This is a genomic window from Paenibacillus vulneris (genome assembly GCF_039543185.1).
GTDB lineage: Bacteria > Bacillota > Bacilli > Paenibacillales > NBRC-103111 > Paenibacillus_S > Paenibacillus_S vulneris.
The window spans coordinates 268,836-293,063 of record NZ_BAABJG010000021.1; the positions used below are offsets into that span (position 1 = coordinate 268,836).

General features: G+C 50.8%; 15 protein-coding genes, 2 pseudogenes and 1 riboswitch. Of the genes and pseudogenes, 4 read left to right on the forward strand and 13 right to left on the reverse strand.

Translation table 11 applies throughout. From position 1 onward, the window contains the following. Positions 1 to 25 precede the first annotated feature (25 nt). Positions 26 to 712 carry a hypothetical protein gene (locus tag ABEA66_RS19565; RefSeq protein WP_144027806.1) on the forward strand — a complete coding sequence of 229 codons (687 nt, stop codon included), beginning with the start codon at positions 26 to 28 and terminating at the stop codon, positions 710 to 712. Between the two features lie 64 nt (positions 713 to 776). Here the strand turns inward: ABEA66_RS19565 and ABEA66_RS19570 are convergent, their stop codons facing one another. The 5 genes and pseudogenes from ABEA66_RS19570 to ABEA66_RS36380 form a co-directional block, all read right to left on the reverse strand. Next, a complete protein-coding gene (locus ABEA66_RS19570; RefSeq protein WP_345590014.1) occupies positions 777 to 2,486 on the reverse strand; it encodes an Ig-like domain-containing protein in 1,710 nt (569 codons plus the stop codon). Positions 2,487 to 2,562: 76 nt separating this feature from the next. Beyond that, on the reverse strand, positions 2,563 to 4,377 hold the full coding sequence (locus ABEA66_RS19575; protein WP_345590016.1) for an S-layer homology domain-containing protein: 1,815 nt from the start codon (positions 4,375 to 4,377) through the stop codon (positions 2,563 to 2,565). Between the two features lie 97 nt (positions 4,378 to 4,474). After that, a complete protein-coding gene (locus ABEA66_RS36370) occupies positions 4,475 to 5,575 on the reverse strand; it encodes a cohesin domain-containing protein (protein ID WP_377741365.1) in 1,101 nt (366 codons plus the stop codon). A 27-nt stretch (positions 5,576 to 5,602) separates the two neighbouring features. Continuing rightward, positions 5,603 to 6,871, reverse strand: a pseudogene (locus ABEA66_RS36375) (right-handed parallel beta-helix repeat-containing protein); the annotation flags it as partial. 738 nt (positions 6,872 to 7,609) lie between these two features. Then, positions 7,610 to 10,276 (reverse strand): annotated as a pseudogene (locus ABEA66_RS36380) (pectate lyase family protein); the annotation flags it as partial. Between the two features lie 590 nt (positions 10,277 to 10,866). On the opposite strand from ABEA66_RS36380, the gene ABEA66_RS19585 reads away from it, so the two are divergent. After that, positions 10,867 to 11,829 carry a cation diffusion facilitator family transporter gene (locus ABEA66_RS19585; RefSeq protein ID WP_345590020.1) on the forward strand — a complete coding sequence of 321 codons (963 nt, stop codon included), beginning with the start codon at positions 10,867 to 10,869 and terminating at the stop codon, positions 11,827 to 11,829. A gap of 122 nt (positions 11,830 to 11,951) precedes the next feature. Here ABEA66_RS19585 and ABEA66_RS19590 read toward each other — a convergent pair whose 3' ends face one another. The 5 genes from ABEA66_RS19590 to ABEA66_RS19610 form a co-directional block, all read right to left on the reverse strand. Next, positions 11,952 to 13,082 (reverse strand): glycoside hydrolase family 88 protein, encoded by a 1,131-nt coding sequence (locus ABEA66_RS19590; RefSeq protein WP_345590022.1) that lies wholly within the window; start codon positions 13,080 to 13,082, stop codon positions 11,952 to 11,954. Between the two features lie 59 nt (positions 13,083 to 13,141). Then, entirely contained in the window at positions 13,142 to 14,194 is a 1,053-nt protein-coding gene (locus tag ABEA66_RS19595) for a LacI family DNA-binding transcriptional regulator (RefSeq protein WP_345590024.1), read from the reverse strand. Between the two features lie 176 nt (positions 14,195 to 14,370). Continuing rightward, the gene (sdhB, locus tag ABEA66_RS19600; RefSeq protein WP_079909715.1) at positions 14,371 to 15,135 is read right to left on the reverse strand and encodes a succinate dehydrogenase iron-sulfur subunit; all 765 of its coding nucleotides are present in this window, start codon (positions 15,133 to 15,135) and stop codon (positions 14,371 to 14,373) included. 2 nt (positions 15,136 to 15,137) lie between these two features. Then, on the reverse strand, positions 15,138 to 16,895 hold the full coding sequence (gene sdhA, locus ABEA66_RS19605; protein WP_079909714.1) for a succinate dehydrogenase flavoprotein subunit: 1,758 nt from the start codon (positions 16,893 to 16,895) through the stop codon (positions 15,138 to 15,140). A gap of 16 nt (positions 16,896 to 16,911) precedes the next feature. Further along, positions 16,912 to 17,562, reverse strand: coding sequence for a succinate dehydrogenase cytochrome b558 subunit (locus ABEA66_RS19610; RefSeq protein WP_079909713.1), 651 nt, complete (start codon positions 17,560 to 17,562; stop codon positions 16,912 to 16,914). A gap of 297 nt (positions 17,563 to 17,859) precedes the next feature. On the opposite strand from ABEA66_RS19610, the gene ABEA66_RS19615 reads away from it, so the two are divergent. Continuing rightward, positions 17,860 to 18,756: a LysR family transcriptional regulator gene (locus tag ABEA66_RS19615; RefSeq protein ID WP_079910143.1), complete on the forward strand. Its 897-nt coding sequence runs from the start codon at positions 17,860 to 17,862 to the stop codon at positions 18,754 to 18,756. Here ABEA66_RS19615 and ABEA66_RS19620 read toward each other — a convergent pair. The 3 genes from ABEA66_RS19620 to ABEA66_RS19630 form a co-directional block, all read right to left on the reverse strand. After that, a complete protein-coding gene (locus ABEA66_RS19620) occupies positions 18,740 to 20,014 on the reverse strand; it encodes a cation:proton antiporter (RefSeq protein WP_345590027.1) in 1,275 nt (424 codons plus the stop codon). The genes ABEA66_RS19615 and ABEA66_RS19620 overlap by 17 nt on opposite strands. Before the next feature lie 66 nt (positions 20,015 to 20,080). Continuing rightward, positions 20,081 to 20,743, reverse strand: coding sequence for a potassium channel family protein (locus ABEA66_RS19625; protein ID WP_079909711.1), 663 nt, complete (start codon positions 20,741 to 20,743; stop codon positions 20,081 to 20,083). 16 nt (positions 20,744 to 20,759) lie between these two features. After that, positions 20,760 to 22,112, reverse strand: coding sequence for a TrkH family potassium uptake protein (locus ABEA66_RS19630; protein WP_345590030.1), 1,353 nt, complete (start codon positions 22,110 to 22,112; stop codon positions 20,760 to 20,762). 61 nt (positions 22,113 to 22,173) lie between these two features. Further along, a riboswitch (cyclic di-AMP (ydaO/yuaA leader) is annotated at positions 22,174 to 22,321 on the reverse strand. Between the two features lie 259 nt (positions 22,322 to 22,580). On the opposite strand from ABEA66_RS19630, the gene ABEA66_RS19635 reads away from it, so the two are divergent. Beyond that, complete coding sequence (locus tag ABEA66_RS19635) at positions 22,581 to 24,227, forward strand: CPBP family intramembrane glutamic endopeptidase (protein WP_345590032.1); 1,647 nt, start codon at positions 22,581 to 22,583, stop codon at positions 24,225 to 24,227. Position 24,228 lies beyond the last annotated feature (1 nt).

Consider the following 24,228-nt stretch of genomic DNA (forward strand, 5'->3'; position numbering starts at 1 on the left):
AAGTCGAGGTTAAGCGATTATGCACGTGAGGAAGTTAATCATTGGGATTGCATGGATTGGACTAACTGTCATTTACTTTTTCGGATATGGGATTGTAAATACGGTTTTAGATATTAATGAGAATGGGTTTGGCCCGATGAACCTCACGATTTGCCTGCTTCCTTTTGTCGTTGGCCTGCTCATCACCTATATGCTTACTCATCTACTTGAGATTAGGCATTGGCATAAACCGCTGTGGATCTTTCTCTCTATCATTTTGGCAGTTCCTGCCACTTTGTCATTAATCAAACTATTTGACCAGCAGATGAATGCTGTCGATCTTAATCAGCACAAAACACTCGAGGAACAATTCCGTGCATACTCTCTTACCGCTCAAAGCAATGGTGAGACCGCTCCGTTATATGTACGAGAATTGACCGATTTTGTATGGGATAAGCTGTATCTGTTCGGCCCCTATACCACGCATACCCAAATTAACGAACGCCTCGGGTACGAGTGGACAAAAAATACATTGCGTTTATCCGACGAGAGCAGCAGTCTTCTTGTCTTTGTTCATGATGGAAAAGTGGTGCAATACCTGGATATATCCCTATGGATTCAAGGGGATCCTGACGCGACTTTTACCCCTGAGGGTGCAGTCCTGCGGTCTTCCAAAATATTCACTAACGATAACCAGAGCAATCAAACAACACTGCAATTAATCGAAACCTAGATGTAACGTTATAATTAAATCGAAAAAAAGAAGGGCCCCAAAGCCCTTCCTCGTTTTAGTCCTTTCATGGAATAATATGGACTAGATAGATAATATCATCAAGGTCAATGTTCCCATCCTGATTGACATCCGCATGTTGGACAGCCTCCCAGCCGGGACTGCTTGAGCTCCTTTCATACGCTCCTCCGACGATACCCAGGTCACCGACATTGACGATACCGTTGCCATCTACATCTCCAGCATGGAATTGTATAACCGTTGCTCGGAATGTCTGAATCGCTTTATTCAGCCTATCGACAGCCTCATTCATTTGCTCTTGTGTGGCTAGAGCATTCGCTACTACAGACTTTGCCCTGTTGATCTCCAAAAGCAGCGCCTCTTTAGCTCCTATCGGATACTGTCCCGGGTTCGAGCCTTCCTCTGCCGCATTGTATAAGGTCTGCGCAGCCTCTACTGTATTTTGCAGCAAAGTTGTGTCTGCCCCCGCGATAGCGATAGTCACCACGGCACTTCCTTGCACATGAGAACCATCCAAGGCTTTGGCGATGACCTTCACCTTTCCGTTGATCATGCCTTGCAGCAAGCCTGTGCTGCTGATCGTCGCTCTATCTGTGATGGTTACTCCATCCGATTCATAGACGCTCCAAGAGACCGAACGGTTTGCAGCGTTATTGGGCAAAACAACCGCCTGCATTTGCAGGGTTCCGCCAGGCACCGTAATCGATGCTTCACCGTTCGTTGAGCTCACGGTAATCGAGCTTACTGGAATAGCCGCCGCCGCAGGCTTAGCGGTTATCTCAACGGAAGGAAGACTTTCGGCTTTCTCATTCGCTGCGGTGACGACATAATAATAGTCGATGCCGTTAACGGCAGCTGCATCCGTGTAGGAAGAAGCATACACATTGCCAGCGACGGTAGCATAAGGTCCTCCCGATTGGGTCCCCCGCTTCACTTTATAATAGGTTGCTCCAGTTACCGTATCCCAGGATAAATCAACCTTTTCGTCTCCCGGCTGCGCCAATAAGTTCACAGGAGCATTCAAGGCGCTCGACGAGGCTTTGATAATCGACACATTGTCGAATTGAACCGTCGCTGCCGTTACCGCCAAACCAACATTGAGGGATGTGGAGTTCATCGTATTGGCTGTATCGGTTTGAGAGTAGTACGTAGTGTAGCTCAAGCCATCTGAAGAATAAGAGCCTTTGTATACGTTGCCCGACTTCTCCAGCTTCAAATAGATCAGCGTGTTAAAAGAACCGCTCACGCTGGAGCCAGCACCCGACGAGGAGCCGAAACGCTTATAGGAAGTCAATGTGCCGGTAACGGCCGGCGACAATGCCGTCGGCTTATAAATGACCGAGAATGAATCCGAGTCGTTGGACACCCCGTCTTTAACCATCAGCATCGCACGGTTTTCCGCATTCATGGCCGAGGAACCTGGCTCAATCCCGACCGATACGACCCGAGCGGTTATGGTAAAGTCCCCCTCCACAGGCGTATAAACAAAATATACCGTATCGCCTCCCGACGCTGTGCTTTGCATTTTCCCTCTTCGGGCTGCAATATCGAAGACTCCCTGGCCATAAGTTACGCTTTCTTGACTGACATATGCAGTCGATGTGGGGCTAACGCTTCCATTCATTGTAGAAGCCGACCAATCGATAGGCAGCGTATTGGCGAACGCTATCGGCACAACCGCTAAAGCGCCAAGCTGCAGCATCCATAAAAAGGAAACGATTAATCTAAGCAGCCTCTTGTTGAATAGGCCCTTCATACCATTCCATTCCCCCTGCCGGCAAAATGTGCCGTCTGCCGCCCGCTTCAACCGAATACGGGCGACAAACTTCACTCTAATTGATAAATTCGATATATTGGAGCATCCGTTTCAGTACGACGGCCGCCTCTGCACGGGTGGCAGCAGCATTCGGAGCAAATGAAGACGGGGATTGCCCATTCATAAATCCTGCCGTCACGGACAGAGCCGCCGCTTCAAGAGCCCAGCTGCTGATAGCAGCCTCATCATGAAACATCTCCAGTGACTTGAGATCCGCCTGAGGTGCTTTGCCTGCCAGCTTCAAGGCACGGCTCATCATCGCAGCCATTTGCTCACGCGTGATAGGCTCGTAAGGAGCAAATCTATCGCCCGCGATTCCGTCGACAAGCCCCGCTTTATTCGCCGCTCCTACCGACCCTGCAAACCAATCCTTGGAGGTAACGTCATGGAAGGAGGAGACTTCCCTCTCGGACAACCCGAGACCGCGTACCAGAAGTGCGGCGAACTCCGCTCTCGTAATGCGCTCCTCAGGCACGAAAGCCTGATCCGTCCGTCCCGATACGACCAGCTTGGACGCGAGCATCTCTATGTCCTGCCGTGCCCAATGGCCGCTCAGATCTGCAAAGGCTCTGCTGTGCTCGACCAGCGCATACATGCTGTTCCCGGGCCTTTTGATCGTTGCAGTCGTATGGCTGCCGTCGGTATGAAAGAAGGTGGGAACAAACTTCAGCTCCCGGGTGGACGGGTCGAACCATACGCCTGTTGTTTTCCCATAATTCAGCGGGGAAGCGACCTCGATAAGGCGGGATACGTACGTATCGCCGAAATCGTCTGCCGTGATTGTCTTGCCGCCGCTCTCCGCCGTGATGGTAAAGTCATATACTTCGGTTACAAGCTTAAGACCGTTCTCTCCGGCTTTAACGGAAAATGGCTGTCCGGCCGCTCCGCTTATTTTCTCGATGAGAATGCTGACCTTCACATCCTTCAGCTCCGCTTGAAGCGAAGCCACCCATTGGTCCAGCTTCAAAGCCCTTACTGGCAAATCATACCTTGCTTCATTGTATTGAATGGATATGATGACGCCGCCGGTTTGGCGAATAAGCTCCGCTAAGGCCGTTGCTGGAATGTCAACTCGAACCGCTGTCAACGGATTGCTGGCGTCAATATGGATAGTATTCATGGCTGCAGGATTCGCTTTTAACGCCTCTACAGCATTAGCCAAGATCTCGTCGGTTAAAGCAGCGACAGCGACGGACTTTCCGTCCGCTTTGACCGTCTGGGGCATAGGGCTTACCACAATGCGGACTCCGTCTCCACCGCTTTGCATTTGAGGCTGCGCGACAGCCGCTGAACCTCCTCCGCGTCTGCCCCCCGTTCCGGGATTCGAAGGATTGCCCCCGTCCCCTCCGATGACAACAGATACTGAGCTTGCGCCGGTCCAGATGCTTTCCGCTTCTTTGGAGGACACGGCGGTTACTTTCACCAGCTTGACCGAAGCCGTTCCGGCAGCCTTCGTCTTGAAGGTCAGGCGGCTAAGGGTGACATCTCCGCTTTCACCAGCCACTCCCTTGCCTACCTTTGTATAAGCGAAGGTCAATACATTGTCCTTGTGAATCGGCCCCATGGAAAAGCCGCTGCCGTTCATCCCATTCTTTTGCTCAATAAAATTCAGCTTGGACGCATCATATTCAATGACAGCCTCATATCCGTACAGATCCTTTTGGCCGCTTCCTTTTAACGTCACTGTAAATTCGCGGTCCAGTTCCGTCGTGCTTGTGCTTGCCTCCAGCGAAAACACAGGAGGGGTCTCCGCACGAATCCCTTGCGGCAGGATCGGCCACACCCATACAAGCATCATAAGAAAAATCAAGCAGCGCTGCAGTCTCTTCACCGAGCCCATCCTTTCTTTCTGAAAATCAGGGAAAGGCGCAGAGCCCATCCTATTGGATCGGACTAGATTCGCGCCGTTCCCCTTTCCGTCCCAGCTCCTATTCGATCAAATTCGCAATATGAACGAGATCCGTAATATTAATGATTCCGTCTTGATTAAAGTCCATAGGCTTGACTTGCTCCCAATTTGGAGTGGAGCTCGTGAATCCGTAGTACGATGCAATCATGCCCAGATCTGCGATAGTGACGAGCAAGTCGTCATTGAGATCGCCATCAACCGGGGCGTATTTCTTCGCTTCAAACGCCGCAACCGCAGCATTCAGCTCGCTGGCTGCGCTATCAAGCTGCTGCTGTGCTGCTTCCAGGTTACTCAGCATGGCTTTGGCTTTGTCGATAGCAGCTTTCAGCTCTGACTTGGCCCCCGCCGGGTAATGTCCTGCATGCATGCCTTCCAATGCGGAGGCATATACCGCTTCCGCGTGCTCAATAGCCTTCTGCAGAGCGGCTGCGTCTACTCCGCCCACCTGGATGCTGATCGATGCCCCGCTTGGCTGTACAACGCCTCCGTTTTTATCTGCCAATTGGACGGACTTGGTCGATATCGACGTAGATGCAGGCTGACTTAAAGTCTTGGCCATCCAATTCAATTGAATGACAGGGCCGTCTGCGGCAACCGCACCAGTTTGCCCCATGCTAACCGCAATCAGGCGAAGCTCCCCAGGCGTGTTCTTCTTCTCCATGACATACAGTCCGTCAACGAGGGATTCTGCTGACACGAACTCAAGAACAGCCGCATCGTATTGCAATGTAATATCCTGGGCAAAAATAGCATTCGATGCACCCATATTAGCCAGCCCGAACTGAACCGCAAGCGGCTTGCCGTAATCGACTTGCCCGGAACCGCTCAGCTTCGCTATCGGCAGAGATGATGAGCTTGGGGCAGCGGCCGCTTGGTTCGAAGGACCGCTCTCACCGGCCGCGTTGCTAGCCGTAACGATATAGTAGTATGTGGTCCCGTTCTCTACATTTGAATCCGTGTAGGAGGTTCCGGCTAGTGAATCGGCAATAGTGGAGTAGCTGCCGCTGCTCGACTGGCTTCGCTTGACTGAGTAGCTGACCGCACCGTTCACCGCATTCCAGCTTAAGACGATCTGTTTGTTTCCTGCTACAGCCGTCAAGCCGGTTGGAGCAGCAGGCACTTGAGACGGCGCAGAAGTATTGCCGTTGGCACCGATGTCCGTTCCCTTAGGCGTACCGGCCCCCTTCATATCACTGTTCGCCGCCAGCTTCAGGAAGCTCCCTACGTTAGGGGAACCGTCCGCATTACGTGCAATTGCCGGGGTCAGGCTGACGAAATCGTCGTTGCTTGCAGCTAGCCCTTTGGCATTAGTGCTTTTCTTGTTCTTCCACCATACGTTCGAGCTGTCCACATCCGTTCCGGACGTTTTATCACTCGCCGTCCCCTGGTACGACAGGTTATTCGTAAAAATATGCGTTCCCGAATCAAAGGCAAAGTTGGATTCCCCATTGGCCCATGAAGTGTTGTTGGTCATTTGGATAGACCCGGGATTGCTGTTATACGTAAATCCGTGCTTTTTGTTCTGGAAGGCGATGCTATTTTGTACGATGTGATCTACTTTAATCTTCTCGCCTCCGAGCTTGAAGCCGTTGCCGTCGCTGTTCGTGGTCGTGTTCCCTTCCGACGTTTGACCATTATGATGGGAAATGCTGTTGCGGATAATAACCGGATAGGTAGCTCCCGTATCCGTCTTCGTATACAGATCCCAGCCGTCATCGGTATTATAGGCGGCGATGCAGCCGTCGAACATGTTGCCCGGACCGATCGTAAGCTTGGCGGCAAAGCCGTCCGCATCCTCCCCATTATCCGGATCAAAATTATCGTGGGAATACACATTGATGATTTCGTTGTAGCTCGGCCACTCTTCCCGGGAGGCAGTGGAGCTGTAACGGCTGATTTGTAAGCCGGTATCTTTGTTATGATGCGTCTCTACGTTCTCGATACGGTTATAATTGCCCCCGATAAAGATTCCGTTGTCACCCGCGCCTTTCACCTCCAGCCCATACACAAACCAGTAGCTGCCGAAGATTTGCAGGCCTCTCATCGTAGAGTCAAACGCTTCTGCCGAGAAGTCCATGACCGGCTTCTCCGAGCCGTAGGCAGCCAGCTTTTTCCGGGCATCCGCAGTACCGCTGTTATTGCGCTCGATAGTCACAGGTGAGGAGTAGCTGTAAGTGCCGCCGCGCATGTAGATCGTTTTTCCTGCGCCGATTTTTGTCAAAGCTGCCGTTAACGACATCGGACTTGCCATCGTTCCCGCATTGGAATCCAAACCGTCTGGAGACACGATAATGTCGCCTTCTACCGGATTAGGTGTCGTTACTTGTGCCGGAGTAGCACTTACGACAGCCGAGCTTGCGCTTTCGCCCGCTGCATTAAGAGCTGTGACCACATAATAATAGGTCGTTCCGTTCATCACAGCGGTATCCGTGTGAGTGGCAGCAGCTATATTGGAAGCCAGCTCACTGAAAGGACCGGCTGCACTCGTGCTGCGCTTAACACGGTAGGAGTCTGCCCCCGAGACCGCCCCCCACGACAGCTGTACCTTCGAATCGCCTGCACTTGCGGTGAAGCCCGTTGGAGCCGCCGGTACTACCGGTGGATCCACCACAATGGCCGGCGTTGCACTCACTTGAACGGAGCCGGCCCCTTCTCCCGCTGCATTGACAGCGGTAATCACGTAGTAATAGGTCGTTCCGACCGTTACCGACGTATCCGTATAACTGAGCCCAGTCGTTGTAGCAACGGTCTGATAACCGCTTCCGTTCACCGTGCTGCGCTTGATATGATAGCTGGTCGCGCCGCTGGCGGCGTTCCATTGGAGCGCAATTTGACCGTTTTTCGTCGCAGCTGCTTTGACGCCTTCTACCGCGGCAGGGACCTCCACGCTTCCCCCACCGGTTGAATAACCCGAGGTAAGCAGCCAATTTTCCTTAGCCCAATGCAGCTGGCCCGCACCCGCTCCCTCCGGCCCTGTCAGACGGGAGATCAGAGTGGACGGATCGTCTGCGCTATAGCTGTAAGGAAGCTCCGTCATCCCGCTCCATGCAAACTCCAGCGGAGGGGCCGGTACCGGAGCTAACGGACTGTCCGTTGTATTGCTGTCACCTTGGAATACTTTGCCGTCCATTGAATAGATCGTATTTTTCGCTAAAATTTTGCCGGTATACTGCGTCTTCGCGGCATCCACCTGGTTGTTTCGGATCGGATAGAACACGTCGATAATATGGGAATTCTCAACGAGTACAGCTCCTCCTTCCGTAGAAATAGCCCCATTACTAGTGATGCCGAAATGATATCCTTTGGATGAAATTGCGGCCGCCTGGGCATCGGAAATCCGTTTTTTGGCCTCCCAGTTGCCTGCACTGTCCATTACGATATTGTAAGCGTGTACATTACCGCCTCTAAGACGAGGCATCCGATCCTGCATATCTTTGTAATAGTTATGGTGCAAGGTTACCTGGAGGTTGGGGTTCTTGGAATCAAATTCCGTCGCGCCTACCAGATGCTGCTTCTTTTGGCCGGCCGATACGGCGATAATATCATCGGTGCTCAGCCCTTGATCCCGTAAAAATTTGTACATCGCATAATTTGACGGGTTCTGCTCCAGATAGTTGATTTGCCGGGTAACCCAGCTGTTCCCGCTTCGGTCATCGCCTCTAAACAGTGACCAGGAAATCGTTACGCCAGACGAGCCCTGCTTGACGTCGATGCCGCCGTCATAGGATTTGTTGAAGGTGCAGTGGTCGATCCATACCTTGGAGTCGTCCTCTACCGTCATGAAATCCCAATCGTTCTTATCGTAATCGCCCTTGGAAAGCTCATCCCACTCCCACAGCTCATCGAATTCCAGGTTGCGGAAGATCAGATTGGAGCTGTGCTTGACAGTGAAGCCGGCATGCTTGATTTTGGCCCCGTTAGCCGAGAAGATCGTCATGTTATTGACGGTATCGATATAGATTTTGCTGACACCGGTCTCCAGAAGAACCGGATGCGTCTTCGGTGCGATATTAGCAACGAATAGGGAGCCTGCCGCCGTCTTGGCTTCCGCCGGAATCTCGTTCCAGCCCAGGTCCAGATCGTTCATAATCTCGACGACTTTGTATCCGTTCTTACGGTTAATGGCTTTAGCGAAATCAAGAGCGTTGTACACTTTGATGTATTTGGCATCCGTCTCCGGAATGCTGCCTCCGCCTGGATTCCCGTTTGCAAAGCCCGTTAGATTATACTGTTCCACAGGCGGCGCCTCAACCGGCGTTGCGGTTACCGCTGCAGACGGTACGCTTTCCCCATTGCTGTTTACAGCCGTCACGGTGAAATAGTAGGTCGTATGGTTCGTCAGACCCGTGTTCACGTAGCTGGTCGATGGAATGGCCGAAGCGACCGTCTCGTAGTTCAGCCCATCCGTACTGCGTTTCACATTGTAGCTCTGAGCGCCGCTGACCGGATTCCAGGATAAGGCCACTTGGCCTTGGCCCGCTGTCGCTTTTAATCCAGCTGGAGCCGACGGCGGAGGCGATTGCACCGGAATGGCCGTCGCTTCTGTCGAATTGCCGCTTTGTCCCGCTTCATTTACGGCGGCTGCGACAAAATAATAAGGCTTGTTGTTCGTCAATCCTTTGACAATATAGGCATTCGTCTCGATTCCCGCTATCTCGGTATAAGGGCCTCCGCTTATCTCAGCATATTTGATAATGTAGCTTTCCGCCCCGGAGACAGGAGTCCAGGTCAAGCTCACTTCCCCGTTCCCAGATGCCGCAGTCAGACCGGCTGGCGCAGAAGGGATTTGCGGAGCTTGCGGAGTGGCTGAAGCTTCGTTCGAAAGGCTGCTTTCGAGCCCATTCATTGCAGCGGTAACAACATAATAGTAAGTTGTGCCGTTAGTAAGCCCCTTGTCCTCGAAAGACGCAGCGCTTAAACCGGCGGCAATCTCCGTATAAGGTCCGCCGGTCATATTAGACCGCTTGACCGTGTAGGTCATCCCGTTGACCGCCGTCCATGTCAATTGGACCAGACCGTTACCGGCAGCCGCAGTGACTCCTGTCGGAGCAGAAGGCTTTGCCACTTTGGTGTACACCTGCAAATTGTCATAATACATGCTGGCCGTTTGGGAGCCGGCCGTATAGGCTTGCAGCTGCGCTGCTTCCGCGGGGGATGCCGCTTCCGTAAAGCCCCATTGTCCTGCGGAAGTATAGGCGCCTGTCGGGCTTGTTCGTACGAAGGATTCCGCTTTTTGCGCATTCGTATCTATTTCGATTTTGAAATGATACCATTTGTCCTTTTCAAAATTGGGAACAACCTTTTTATTGGAACCGCTTACGTATTGAGATACGTTAACCCCGGAATCGCTCAGGCGGAGCTCGACCAGGGCTTGACCGGCCTGGTTTTCCACTCTCATCATCCGATAGTTCGTCGCATCCGTTCCGGACTTATCCGCACGCCAGTCGAATTCCACCGTCACCAATCCGGTCGCCTTCGATGGAAACGTCCGAAGGAAGCGAGTCGTTCCCGAGCCCGAATCCAGCACATGCATCAGCTTCCCGGTCTTATCGTTATTAACCGTTCCATTAGCGATGTCACCGGCCCCGAGAATGCCTACATCGTTGGAAGCCGTTCCTGGATTGGGGCTGATCGTATACCCCGCTGCTTCCAGATCCGCCCTTCCCGAGCCCGTTTCGTAATCATCGTTGACGATTGTCGTCGCTATAAAATCTCCGTTCGCGGCAAACGAAGGATTCATCAACGCTAAGGAGCTTAACTGCAATACGTTCAAAGCCATCGCAGCACTTAACACTACGCTTAATAATCGCTTAGCTTTCATCCTCTACCCCCATAAAGTATTAATGATTTCAGAGCGATGCTGTCTTACCTGCTGTTGCTGCAAGCATGTCCTTCCGCCTCGATGGACTTTTTCAGCGGACACCCGTTCACCTCCTAGGCGCATCATTCATGCCAACGTCACTTTCCAACTAAATGCTACTACATCCCGAATAATCATTAGGTTACATATATGGAATATTTATCATGAAATGGGGGATTTAACGGAGATGCTGAACAAATGATTATCTTTTGCCCGGATTAGGAATGGTGTACAAAAAAAGAGACCCGGCCAACGGGGCCAGGTCTTGAAGTGTTTATATTAAAAAGGGGGTCTTGGTTATTATATTACACAAGAAACATGTTAAAACGATAACAGAAATATTTCAGTTATGTAACAAATAAGAAAACGCTTACTATCATATGTTATCTATAAATGAGAAAAGCTATCAAAACGATGAAAAAACTTCTCAAATCATTGATAATAGGTCTCAAATCAACGATAAACGCTCTCAATTAAAGTATTTGCCAAAATTCCGGACTTGACGTATAATCCGAACATAGCAAATATTCCATCAAGGCAGGTGAACATAGATGAAAGAGTACGATTATCATCATCTACATCATGTGAAAGAGCAATCCAAATCGAAGAAGACGCTGTGGGTTACCCTTCTGTTGACTTTGTTTTTTACGATTGTAGAAATTATCGGGGGGATCTTGTCCAACTCGCTTGCTCTCTTATCCGATTCGGCCCATATGATTTCCGACGTTCTGGCGCTGGGGCTCAGTATGGTAGCCATTTATATGGCCACTCGCCCTCCTAACGCCCGGTTTACCTTCGGCTATTTACGCTTTGAAATTATAGCATCCTTCTTGAACGGACTGGCACTCGCTATTATCGCTGTCGGAATTTTCGTCGAAGGGGTTCGCCGTTTCCTGAATCCGGAGCCAATCGATTTTAAGCTTATGCTCATTATCTCTTCCATCGGACTTGTGGTCAACGTGGTCCTGACCCTGGTATTAAGCCGCAGCATGAAGGAAGAAGAGAATTTGAACGTTCAAAGCGCGCTGTGGCACTTTATCGGCGATTTACTCAGCTCGGTCGGCGTTATCATCTCCGCCACGCTGATTTATTTTACCGGCTTGCAGTGGTTTGACCCTTTGATCAGCATGGTCATCGGCGGCATCATCTTTATCGGCGGCTGGAAAATTATCAAGGAATCGTATCTGATTCTGATGGAATCCGTTCCCGAACGGTTCAACCTTGATGAAATCCGCAGCGACATTGCAAAGGTCGAAGGCGTCGAGGATGTGCATGAAATGCATTTCTGGGCTATTTCGTCCGATCATTATTCCTTGACCGCTCACGTCTTCATCAATAATAAAGTGCAGCCCTTCTGCATTATATTGGCGATTAACGAAACTTTAAAAGAAAAATACGGGATCGAGCATTCGACCATTCAAATGGAGAATGCCCATATTCACCCGCACGGAGAATACGGCAAAGAATTTTTACGGCATCAGGAAGAAGAACAATCCAAGCTTGTTACCGTATAGTGCATTCCTCCGATATGCAAAAGCACCCTCCAACCTGTGAGAAGAGTCTTCTTACACAGGTGAGGGTGCTATTTCTTACCTCGAGCCATGAAAGGCATTGGTGATATGGCAGCGTCTTATTTTTATCTTTCGTACCAGTATCCCTTGATTCCCTTCTCCAGGCGAACCAGAGCTTCCAGATAATAATAGTCGCCCCAGATCATATAATCATCCGGCGCATTGTCGCCGCGAACATGGTACGATCCATGCTCCAGGAACCCTTCGGCATCCGGTTGACCGATCGTAGCATACCCCTTAATAAGCCCTTTCAAGGAGCGTTCCAATCCTTCCTCCAGGAACTTGCGGTCGGCATCGTTCGCATCCAAATGAGACAAGAGCTCAATCAAGCCGGCAGCCGTAATGGCGGATGCGGAGCTGTCCCGGTATGTTCCCTCTTGTACCGGAACGTTGAAGTCCCAATACACCACGTCGTCTTCCGGAAGTCTTTCCAGGAAGTAACGCGCCATTCTTTTGGAGGTTTCAAGGTACAGAGGGTTCTTGGTGTAGTGATAGGACAAAGCAAAGCCGTAGATTCCCCATGCTTGTCCGCGCGTCCATGTCGAGCCGTCCTGGTAGCCTTGATGAGTTCCGCCGCGAATCGCTTCGCCATTTTCCGGGTTAAAGTAAAACGTATGATAAGAGGAGTCATCGCCGCGCACTAAAAACCTGCGGGATTTATCCGCATGCTTGATAGCTACGTCTTTATATTTCTCGTCCCCGGTCTGCTCATAAGCCCAATACAGCAGCGGCAAATTCATCATGCAATCGATAATGATGCGTCCGCCGTTCTCCGGATCATCTTTGGGTCCCCAGGCTTGAATATACTGCCCCTTCTCTCTCCACCGGGTCATCAGCCAGTCGGCTGCCTCGAGAGTAAGCTGCTTGGCTGCTTCATCGCGTTCAATAATCCACTGCGCTTTCGAGGATAGAGAGTACAGGAAGCCGATATCGTGATGATCGATATGGCTTTTGGCATCCATCCGTTTGCGGAAGCTGGCAACGGTTTTCTCTGCCGCTTCTTTAAATACCGGGTCTCCGGAATATTCATAGCAGAGCCACAAAATGCCCGACCAGAATCCGTCGGTCCAGTCCGTATTGTCATTGAGCAAGTAATGACCGTCCTTGCTGACATGAGGGAATTGACCGTTATACTTCTCGATATTCGCTTTTGTTTTTTGTACTGCGTCTTCAATGGCTTGCTTCCACATGCTCATCGTGATCTCTCCTCATATTCATCATCATTGGAAAAGCTGCTGTACATCGCTAGTTCGGACTATTGTGTTGATTTTCGAAGCATAGGAGTTAATGGAATTCGGATTTCATTCCCTTCACGAGCCGGCAGCGGAGGCAGCTGCGATGCCCGAGCAAGCTTCTCTTCTTCCCCGAGCTCCGCAAGCATGAGGCGAATCGCCAGCTGAGCCTGCTGGCTGTAGGGAATATCCAGGGTCGTCAGCTGCGGGTAGCAGGAGGAAGAAATGACATCGTTGTTGATCCCGTGTATTTTGTAATCCTCCGGAACCTTCATTCCCTCCTCGAGCACGGCGGACATGAAACGAAGCGCCACCAAATCATCGAATGCCAGAATACCGACGGGCCCCCTGCCTCCGCTCATTTCCTTCGTCATACGAACAAGCTCCTGTAAAGGGCGGGTATCGCCATCAAGGACAAAGGAGGGGATATCCGGTGCCCACTGCTTAACTCCGTCATGGAAGCCCAGCAGCCTCTGCTTGTTCGTCTCATGGGCTCTTGCCCTTTCCAGATAAAATAACGAACGGCAGCCCTGCTCCACCAAATGCTTGACCGCTTTCCTGCAGCCATCGGCGAAGTCGAGATTGACCGCACCGACCGCAATGTCCTCCGGCCAATTCCAGCCGTTGAACAATACGAGCGGCGTACCGTCGCTCACGATCTGCCGCGTCGTTTCCGTCGACATGGCAAGGCCGTGGCAGAACAAGCCGTCTACCCTGCGCTGCAAAAGCACATCCAAGTGACGCTTCTCCATATCGGGGTCATAGCCCCCTGCGGAAAAGACCGACATATGATAACCGAAGCGGTGCGCCGTACGTTCCATTTCCTCTGCGAAAACCCCGTAATACCCAATGAAGCCGGGAACGATTAAGCCAAGCTCATAGGACTTCTTGCGGCTTAAGCTTGCCGCCATTACATTGCGACGGTACCCAAGCTCCTCAGCGGCTTTCTCCACCTTGCGAATCGTCTCCTCCGACATGGGAACCTTCCGTCGGTTCAATACATTGGATACAGTGGCTATGGAGACACCGGCTGCCTCGGCTATGTCTACAATCGTAACGGAACGGTGTTTGCTCATACCTTACTTCCTTTAATTGTTATTTAAACGTTTAAATTAAAACGTTTAAATAAATTGTATTTCATTATCGCCTGCTCGTCAATTCTTTTTTTGACTCCCTCCTTTTCCCCAAGAAAAAAGCCCTCTTGCAAGCACAAAGCTTGCGAAGAGGACTTTGGATGAATGATTCGATAAGACTACATACCAAGCCAGTTTTTGAACAATTGCTTCGTCGTATCCAGGTTCATTGCAGCAATCGAAGTTGTCAACGGAATACCTTTGGGGCAGGAGCGGACGCAGTTTTGCGAGTTACCGCAGCCTTCGATACCGCCGTCTTCCATCAAGGCTTGAAGACGCTCAGCCGCGTTCATTTCACCTGTTGGGTGAGCGTTGAACAGACGAACCTGAGAGATCGCTGCCGGACCGATAAACGTTGTTTTCTCGTTCACGTTAGGGCAAGATTCCAGACATACGCCACAGGTCATGCATTTGGACAGCTCGTATGCCCATTGACGCTTGGATTCCGCCATCCGTGGTCCCGGACCCAAATCGTACGTACCGTCGATAGGAATCCAGGCTTTCACGCGTTTCAATGCGGAGAACATGCGCTCGCGGTTAATAACCAAGTCACGAACGACAGGGAAAGTACTCATTGGCGCGATACGTACCGGCTGCTCCAGCTTATCGATAAGCGCGGAACAAGCTTGGCGCGGCTTGCCATTAATGACCATGGAGCATGCTCCACATACTTCCTCCAAGCAGTTGGATTCCCAGCATACCGGCGTCGTTTTGCCGCCGTTCGCATTAACAGGGTTCCGCTGCACTTCCATCAAAGCGCTGATAACGTTCATGTTAGGGCGGTACGGAACTTCAAACTCCTCGGTATAAGGCTTGCTTTCTGGCGAATCTTGACGGGTAACGATCAATTTAACCTTTTTGTTGGTCGTATTCGTTTCTGCCATTATTAATGTCCTCCCTTCTTGTCAGTCGAGTAGTCGCGTTTACGCGGCTTAATCAACGATGTGTCTACATCCTCCCAGCTGATAGTCGGGCCGTCCGGAGTCCATGTAGCTTTCGTTGTTTTCAGGAATTCCTCGTCATTACGTTCAGGGAATTCCGGTTTGTAGTGTGCACCGCGGCTTTCGTTACGCAGCAAAGCACCCAAAGTCATCGCGTGGGACAACTCCAGCATGTTCCACAGCTGACGTGTGAACGCTAGTCCTTGGTTGTTCCAGCGAGCCGTATCCGTCATGCTGATATTGCGGTAACGCTCCTTCAACTCATTGATTTTGGCAATGGTCTCTTCCAGCTTCTTATTATAGCGAACAACCGTCATATTGTTGGTCATCCATTCGCCAAGCTCTTTGTGAAGCACATAAGCATTTTCTTTGCCTTCCATTTTCAGCAGGCTTTCATACTTATCGGTATGCTTCTTCTTCTCACGATCAAAGATGGAAGAGGAGATATCGTCTACATGCTTGTTCAAGCCTTTGATATACTCAATAGCTTTAGGGCCTGTAACCATACCGCCGTAGATAGCGGACAACAGCGAGTTCGCACCGAGACGGTTAGCGCCATGGTATTGATACTCGCACTCACCACAGGCGAACAAGCCAGGGATGTTGGTCATTTGGTTAAAGTCAACCCACATTCCGCCCATCGAATAGTGAACGGCAGGGAAAATTTTCATAGGGATTTTACGAGGATCGTCACCCATGAACTTCTCATAGATCTCGATAATACCGCCCAGCTTAACGTCCAGCTCATGCGGGTCCTTATGCGAGAGATCCAGGTAAACCATGTTCTCGCCGTTGATACCCAGCTTCATGTCTACGCAGACTGCGAAAATTTCACGAGTCGCGATATCACGAGGAACCAAGTTACCGTAGGCAGGATATTTTTCTTCAAGGAAGTACCAAGGCTTACCGTCTTTATAGGTCCAGATCCGTCCGCCTTCACCGCGGGCCGACTCGGACATCAAGCGAAGCTTGTCATCTCCAGGAATCGCCGTTGGGTGGATTTGGATAAACTCACCGTTAGCATAGTGAACGCCTTGCTGATAAACCGCACTTGCAGCCGTCCCCGTGTTAATGACGGAGTTCGTCGTTTTACCGAAGATGATGCCAGGGCCGCCGGTTGCCAGAATAACAGCATCGGCTCCGAACGTCAGCACTTCCATGCTGCGAAGATCCTGAGCAGCTACGCCGCGGCATACGCCGTCGTCGTCAAGCACTGCGCCGAGAAATTCGAAATGCTCGTACTTCGTAACAAGACCCGCCGTCTCCCAACGACGCACTTGCTCATCCAATGCATACAGCAGCTGCTGGCCAGTGGTTGCTCCGGCAAACGCTGTACGGTGATACTGGGTTCCCCCGAAACGGCGGAAGTCAAGCAAGCCCTCCGGCGTACGGTTAAACATAACGCCCATACGGTCCATCAAGTGAATGATGCCCGGCGCAGCGTCACACATCGCTTTTACAGGCGGTTGGTTCGCGAGGAAGTCGCCGCCGTACACGGTATCGTCAAAGTGCTCCCAAGTGGAGTCGCCTTCACCTTTTGTATTCACCGCTCCGTTAATACCGCCTTGCGCACATACCGAGTGGGAACGTTTCACAGGAACCAAAGAGAACAGGCTTACGTGAACCCCGGCTTCTGCGGCTTTAATGGTAGCCATTAACCCGGCCAAACCTCCACCGACTACGATAACTTTTTGATTAGCCATTGTTGTTCACTCCTCCTTAACCTTTAGTCATCTGCGGCACGCTTTGGAATTCCGGATTAACAAACGCGCTCAGAGACATGATAAACAAGATCGACATAATTACGAATACTACCATCCAGATAACGGAGGATACCCGTTGTGCACGCGGGCCGATTGTAATACCCCAGCTAACGAGGAAAGACCACATTCCGTTGCTGAAGTGGAATACCGCGGACACAATCCCGATACAGTACAGCACGAAAAACACGGAGTTCGATGCGATATTATGCATTTGAATTCCGATTTCTTCTTGCGGCAAGCCTAATGTGATTTGAAAGCGTGTTTGGAAAAAGTGGAACGCTACGAACAAGAAGGTAATAACACCGGTTACCCTTTGCAAGAAAAACATTTGGTTACGGAAGTAACCGTAGTTGGATACGTTGTTTTTCGCCGTGTAAGCGACGTACAAGCCGTACACCGCATGGTACAACAGCGGAAGCCATATCCCTACAATTTCCAAAAGCAGTACTAAAGGTAATTCATGCAGCCAATTCACATGTTCCATGAACTTCGCCGGACCATGGGTCGCGGAGTAGTTCGTCAGCAGGTGCTCGATCAGGAAGAAGCCGACCGGGATAACACCTAGCAAGGAATGCAGCTTGCGTGAAAAATACGAATTACGAAACATTGAAATCCATTCCCCCCTCAAAAGTATGTAGTTGTTCACATCTTGACAAACCATTTTTCATTGTACTCCCGCAGGAAACAAGCGTCAACATGAATCGCTACGCCTATTTTCCATGTATCGACAAATTTTTATGCAGTCCAGCCGAAAAAATGTGAACAATACGTGACACACACCATAGTACTCCATTATCGCTTATAATGGAAGTGCCGATTTTTTATAAACTCTTATTCAGTTTTGACATATACAATGAGCTTAATCACAAAAGGGACATTTTATTTGAAAGAAGGGACTATTTTGCTGGAAAATATCGATATTTTTGCTAAGGTCGTGGAGCTGGAAAGCTTGAATAAAGCATCTCAGGTGCTCAACATTTCTCAGCCCGCCCTTTCCCGTAAAATCATGAGGCTTGAGGAGGAGCTGGGCGTGGACCTCTTTATCCGCAAAGGAAAGCGGCTTGAGATTACCCGTGCAGGCCAAATTGTCTATGAGCACGCCATTGAGCAGCGTCATCTGGAAAGGAAGCTGATGCGCTCGATCGAGGAATTCAAGACGACCGTCAAGCCCGCGAGCATCATTATAGGGGCAAGCCTGACGACACTGCAGTCTACCTTGCCTGACCTTATCACTATCTATACGAAGAACTACCCGAATACCGACATTAAAGCCGTTACCGGCAAAACGCATGAGATCGTTCCCATGGTCAAGGAGAGGAAGGTCGACATCGGTCTCGTCGCTTCCAAAATCGAGCATCCGGGCCTCAAATGCGTGCCGCTGTTCGACGATCATTTATGCCTGGTCCTGCCGCTCGGGCATCCGTTCGTAGATAAAGCTTCTATTGAAATAGGCGACCTGCATGAGCTGCCTATGATCTTATTCTCCCGGGGCACCTGGTACCGCATCCTAATGGATGAAATGTTCCATCGCTACGCGATTCAGCCGGACGTCAAAATGGAGATCGACTCCTTCGAGGCCATCATCCGCCTGGTCTCCACCTGCAAAACAGCGACGCTGCTGCCGGAATCGTATCTGCGAAGCAATCTGGTCAAGGATAATGAGCTGGTCGTGCGTTTCATCCCCGCTTTGGAGCAAATGACAAGAACGACCTCCCTGTTGTTTACAGAAGAGGTCGTCCATCATCCTTCGGCGCAGCGCTTTATTGAGAAGGCCAAGGAGTTTTTCAAACAGCCGGTTTAGGATTGGATTGCAGCCGGTCCCCGGCCGTCTCCTTTTTCTCCTCGATACCGAGCCTTTTGGCGACATAGGCGGTCGTCCCTGCCTGCAGCAATATAGTCAGAAGAACCGCAAGAAAGGTCACGGAAGCAATGACGTCGGCATGCTGCACCCCAAGCCCTGCAACCATGCCTGACAACGCCGCCGGTATGACGCCCGTTTCGCGGACCCAGAACATAAAGACGATTTCGTTCCAGCTCCATTGAGCCCTCCGGTCAGGCAGCGTACAAATCAGCACCGCAAGGGGTCTGGCAATCAGCATGAATACGGCAATGACGCCCAGGCTTGGCCACAAGTGGGCCCAGATCACCTGGAAATTGACCTGGCTGCCGAGCAGCATAAAGATCAGCATCCGCATAATGACCGTCATATTATCGCTAAAATGCCCCATTTCATGAAGCTTGTCGTTCATGTCGAGCTTGAATACGTCCGTATTCCCCCATACAAGTCCTGCCGTAAAGGTCGCCATAAATCCGCTGACATGAAGCGTATCCCCGATCCAGTAGGAGCCTATAGCGGTTACAACCAGAGCGATAGTCGCATAATCACGGAACCAGCCCAGCTTCAAATGAGCCGTCACGAAGGCTAACGCCATGCCAATGACACCCCCGACCAGGATACCGCCTGCAGCCGTCAACACAAATTCCTTAATGCTCGCGGCAATAGAGAATGAATGGCTTCCAGTAACGACAGCCAGCACCGTGAAGGTGAGAATGGAGCCTGTCGCATCGTTGAAGGCCGATTCACTCTCGACGGTCTCACGGACCTTCGTACGGATCGTCACCTGCTTGAACACAGGGATAAGCGTAGCCGGGTCCGTGGACGAAATGATGGCTCCGAGCAATACGGCATACAGAAGCGGAATGCCCAGCAGCCAATGTGCCGCCATAGCAACGACTCCGCAGGTTATCAACACGCCCGGCACGCTCAATAGCGCGACGGACAGCCATACCTTCTTCAGGCCGGACAGCCGGATGTTGCGCCCTCCATCGAACAAAATGAGCACGGAGCCGATAGTCAAGATGAATTGATTGGTCAGTGAGCTGCTGGTCTCTGAGACCCAGTGCAGTCCCTGCCCTACAATCATGCCCGCGATCAGGAATAAAGCGACATCAGGCAGCTTCAATTTGCCGGCCAAGCGTCCGAAAACCATCCCCAGACCAAGAATGAGCACCAATAATAGCAAGATATGATGGACTATTTCCGAAACGTCGTTGGCCATGCTCTTTTGTCACTCCATTGTCCCAGATGTGCAGCGTCTCTATTTCTTGTGACGGCTGATTATTTGCTAACGGATTACTTCGCTCTCGAACAAATCAATCTGCTCGTTCGTTCCTATGATGACCATAATGTCCTGTTCATCCAGCGTATCTACAGCGGTCGGAGCAATAATGACGCCGTGCTTCTTATTGATAGCGACGACACTGCACCCGTATTTGGCCCGAGGGTCCAGCTCCTTGAGCGTCCGGCCGGATAAGCGCTTAGGTACCGACAGCTCTGCGATGGTATAATCTTTGGACAGCTCGATATAATCGAGCAGGTTCGGTGAAACCAGCTGATGCGCTACGCGAATCCCCATATCCCGCTCCGGGAAGATCACCCGGTCAACGCCGATCTTGTTCAGCACCTTCCCGTGAAGCTCGGAGAGCGCCTTCGTGACCACCATCTTGACACCAAGGTCCTTGAGCAGGATCGCTGTCAAAATGCTTGCCTGAATATCATCCCCGATGGAGACGACCGCACAATCAAAATTACGCATGCCTAGCGACTTCAACACATCTTCATCTGTAGAATCCGCGACGACGACATGCGTCAAGACATCGCTCATCTCCTCTACGGCTTCCTCATCCTTATCGATGCCCAAAACCTCGTATCCGAGATCCACCAGCTCCCTGGCCAAACTCGATCCGAATCTCCCCAGCCCAATCACTGCATACTGACTACGTTTCATTGTCTTAACTTTTCCCCTATCCGATGGTTATTTTCCCTTCCGGGTATCTGTATAATTCTTTTTCGGTTTTTGGCCCAAGCGCATATGCCAGCGTCAAAGGACCGAGACGGCCTGCAAACATCATCAGGCAAATCAATATTTTGCCGACATCGGTCAAATCCGTCGTCATTCCCATCGTCAAGCCAACCGTGCCGAAGGCGGAGGTCACCTCGAACAAAATCATCAGGAATGGATGGTTTTCCGTCGTGGACAAAATCATCGCAACGAAGATGACCATAAACAAGGCGATCATCGTAAGCGTAATAGCTTTCAAAATACGGTCCTTACCCAAACGGTAATGAAACAGGACAATGTCTTCCTTCCCCCGGACCATAGCTATCATCGCGCCAATCAGCGTCGTGAAGGTGGTCGTCTTGATCCCGCCCCCGGTGGAGCCAGGAGAAGCGCCTATAAACATCAGGATGATCATGAAAAACTGCGTCGCCTGGCGCAGGCTTCCCAAATCTACCGTATTGGCTCCCGCCGTGCGCGGAGTTACCGATTGGAAGAAGGCTGCCCAGATCTTGCCTCCCCACGTCAGTGAGCCTAAGGTTTTGGCATTCGTAAATTCAAATATAAAGATGACGAGTGCACCAATAAGGATAAGCAAGCCTGTCGCGCTCAAGACCACCTTGGAATGCAGCGACAGCCGCCGGTGGTTCCTGTAGTCCATCACGTCCGACATGACTACAAACCCAAGACCTCCCAGAATGATAAGCCCCATTGAAACGATATTGACGACGGGGTCATTGACATATGAGGTAAGACTCGTGAACGGACCATAGACCGATCCGAACAGGTCAAAGCCGGCATTGTTGAAGAAGGAGATCGCATGCCAGAAGCCAAAATAAATCCCTTTGGCCGGGCCCAGCTCCAACGACCATCGAATCGAGAAAATCACTGCCGCAGCGAGTTCAATTGTGAGTGAGTATCGAATGACCCGGCGGATCAACCTGACGATCCCTTCCATGCTTCCCTGATTCATCGCTTCCTGCAGGATTAACCGTTCTTTCAAGGAAATTCGCTTTTTTAGCGCAAAAGCAAACAGGGTCGCCATCGTCATAAAGCCCAGACCGCCGACCTGGATCAGCAAGATGATGACAATTTGCCCGAATTTCGAAAAAAACGTTCCCGTATCCACAACGACGAGCCCTGTCACACAGGTGGCCGATGTCGCGGTAAACAACGCATCCAGAAAGCGCAAGGGCTTGCCTGTAGCCGAGGCGACCGGGAGGGACAGGAGCATGGCTCCGGCAAGAATAATCAATGCAAAGCCGATAACTAATATTTGCGGCGGTGTGAGTTGAATTTTTTTGGTTACGGGCTTCATCGTTCACCTCAATTTCGGTTTTCAGGCAATAAAAAAGACACTGGAAACCCAATGCCTATACAGGTTCCTGCAACAAAGCCTACGAGGTTAGCTGACGGATTCGGACGCACAGGTACCCTATCAATTCCATCTCGCGAAATGGAATCGAATTCACCCCTTATTACTCATGGTTCCCCCGTTTTCAAAAAGAAATTCGGCTTTTTATTCAATTGATATGAATTATAATGTGCTTTGCTTGTAATCACAAAGTCGCTTTTACTCGAAAACGGGTAATATTCGGATTATTAGAATACTTAGGATGAAGCTGATAGAGCCGGCGCTTCGCTTTTCAACGATTTTCCCCTTCTTGCTCTGAATTTCATTGGATTTTGGCCGGGCATGTGTGCTAAGTTTAATGAATACAATGACATATCCTCACCATTTTATAAGCATAATGTAAGCTTCTAATTCTAAGTAAGGAGACATGGCATGGTAAAACGTCAAACCGACTTCCCTCTTCTCATTTTGGCACTTTTTGGAATTATTTTGTATGTATCGATCGCCGCCATCTCTTCCTGGCTCCAGGATGAATCGGTTGAGCAAGTACAGGAGGCCTCCCTCCCAACGGTTACGAAGCAGCAGGCAGCAGAGGCGGCCGTCCGGTTCGTTCAGGAGCGCTTCGGGCTCTCGGCCGATTATCGTACCGGCACCTTGTTTCAGTCTCATTCCGATCGAAGCGGCTATCTGCAAAAAGCGGAGCTGCTCGATGAATATGTCAAGCGCTTTGCCGCCTATCCTATCGATTATTTTGAGGTGGAAATTAACGACAATTCGAACCTTGCTACCTATTACGTAGAGGTTAACTTTACCAACTTAAATATAATGGGCTGGAACGCGTACTACGCTCCCTCGAGCAAAAAGCAGACTGTTGCCTCATTGGGAGACTCATTGGCGATAGCGGAGCAAGCGTTGAAGGACCAGGGCTACACGCTATCCGATTTCACGAGAATCCATCCGGTAACCGAGCCGGAACCGCCTGTAACGAACGGTCGCGGTATGCCTTACCTATTTGAGAGTAAAGACAAACAAATAGGAGAAGCCAAGCTTAGGTTAAGCTTGTCGGTAGACGGCGGAAAGGTCACGGCCTTCCATACGGCGTTTTCCATACCTGCGTCCTTTGCCGAGTGGAAGGAACAGCAGAATGACAATGCTTCCTTGATGACCCGGATTAGTCTCGGAGCTTCTCTCATCATGGCGGCTGCGGCTGTATTCCTTATGATTCGATACCGTAAAGAATGGACCTTTCGGCGCGGGATCTTTTTAACCTTCATTTTTGTTGCGATTTATATTTTCAACAATTTCAACATGCTTCCGGCATTCCGGACCATGCATTCCAATGGGCCTTCCGATTGGGGCGCTATGTTTAACCTTTGGTTTATTAATATTGTTACTGTTATCATGGCTGTCAGCGTCTATTTTTCGTTTCAGGCGGGACGTCAGCTATGGCAGAGGCAGGGCTGGATTACCTGGCCTGTTTGGAGGGACGAATCCTTTGGGGGGCATATCCGCAGCTCAATGATTCGGGGGTATTTGCTCTGCATTTTCATCCTGGCCGTGCAGCAAACGTTATTTTTCATAGCGGGCGAATACTTTGATGTCTGGTCCGTGAACGACCCTGCCGATTCCGTCCTGAACATGTCATGGCCCGCGGCTTTTCCTCTAATGGCATGGGCAGCGGCGATATCCGAGGAAGCCATCTACCGGCTGTTCGGCATCGCCTTCTTCATGAAGCTCGTTCGCAACCGGTTCCTTGCAGTGCTGCTGCCGAGCATGATTTGGGCGCTCAGTCATACGCAGTACCCTATCTACCCGGTCTATACGCGTTTTATTGAGGTAACGATCATCGGAATCATTTTTGGCTATGCCTTTTTGAAATACAGCTTGATGACCGTACTCTTCGCTCACGCAACGATGGACAGCATCCTGATGGGCTTGTCGCTATTGGACTTGAAGGGCACGCCGTTTCTCATCACCGGCATCTTCTATATCCTCTTCCCCGGGCTGGTGGGCCTGGCCGTCGCTTGGCTCCATGCCAAAGCAAAGAGGAACCCTCCGACCCTCCGTACGAGTCATTAGA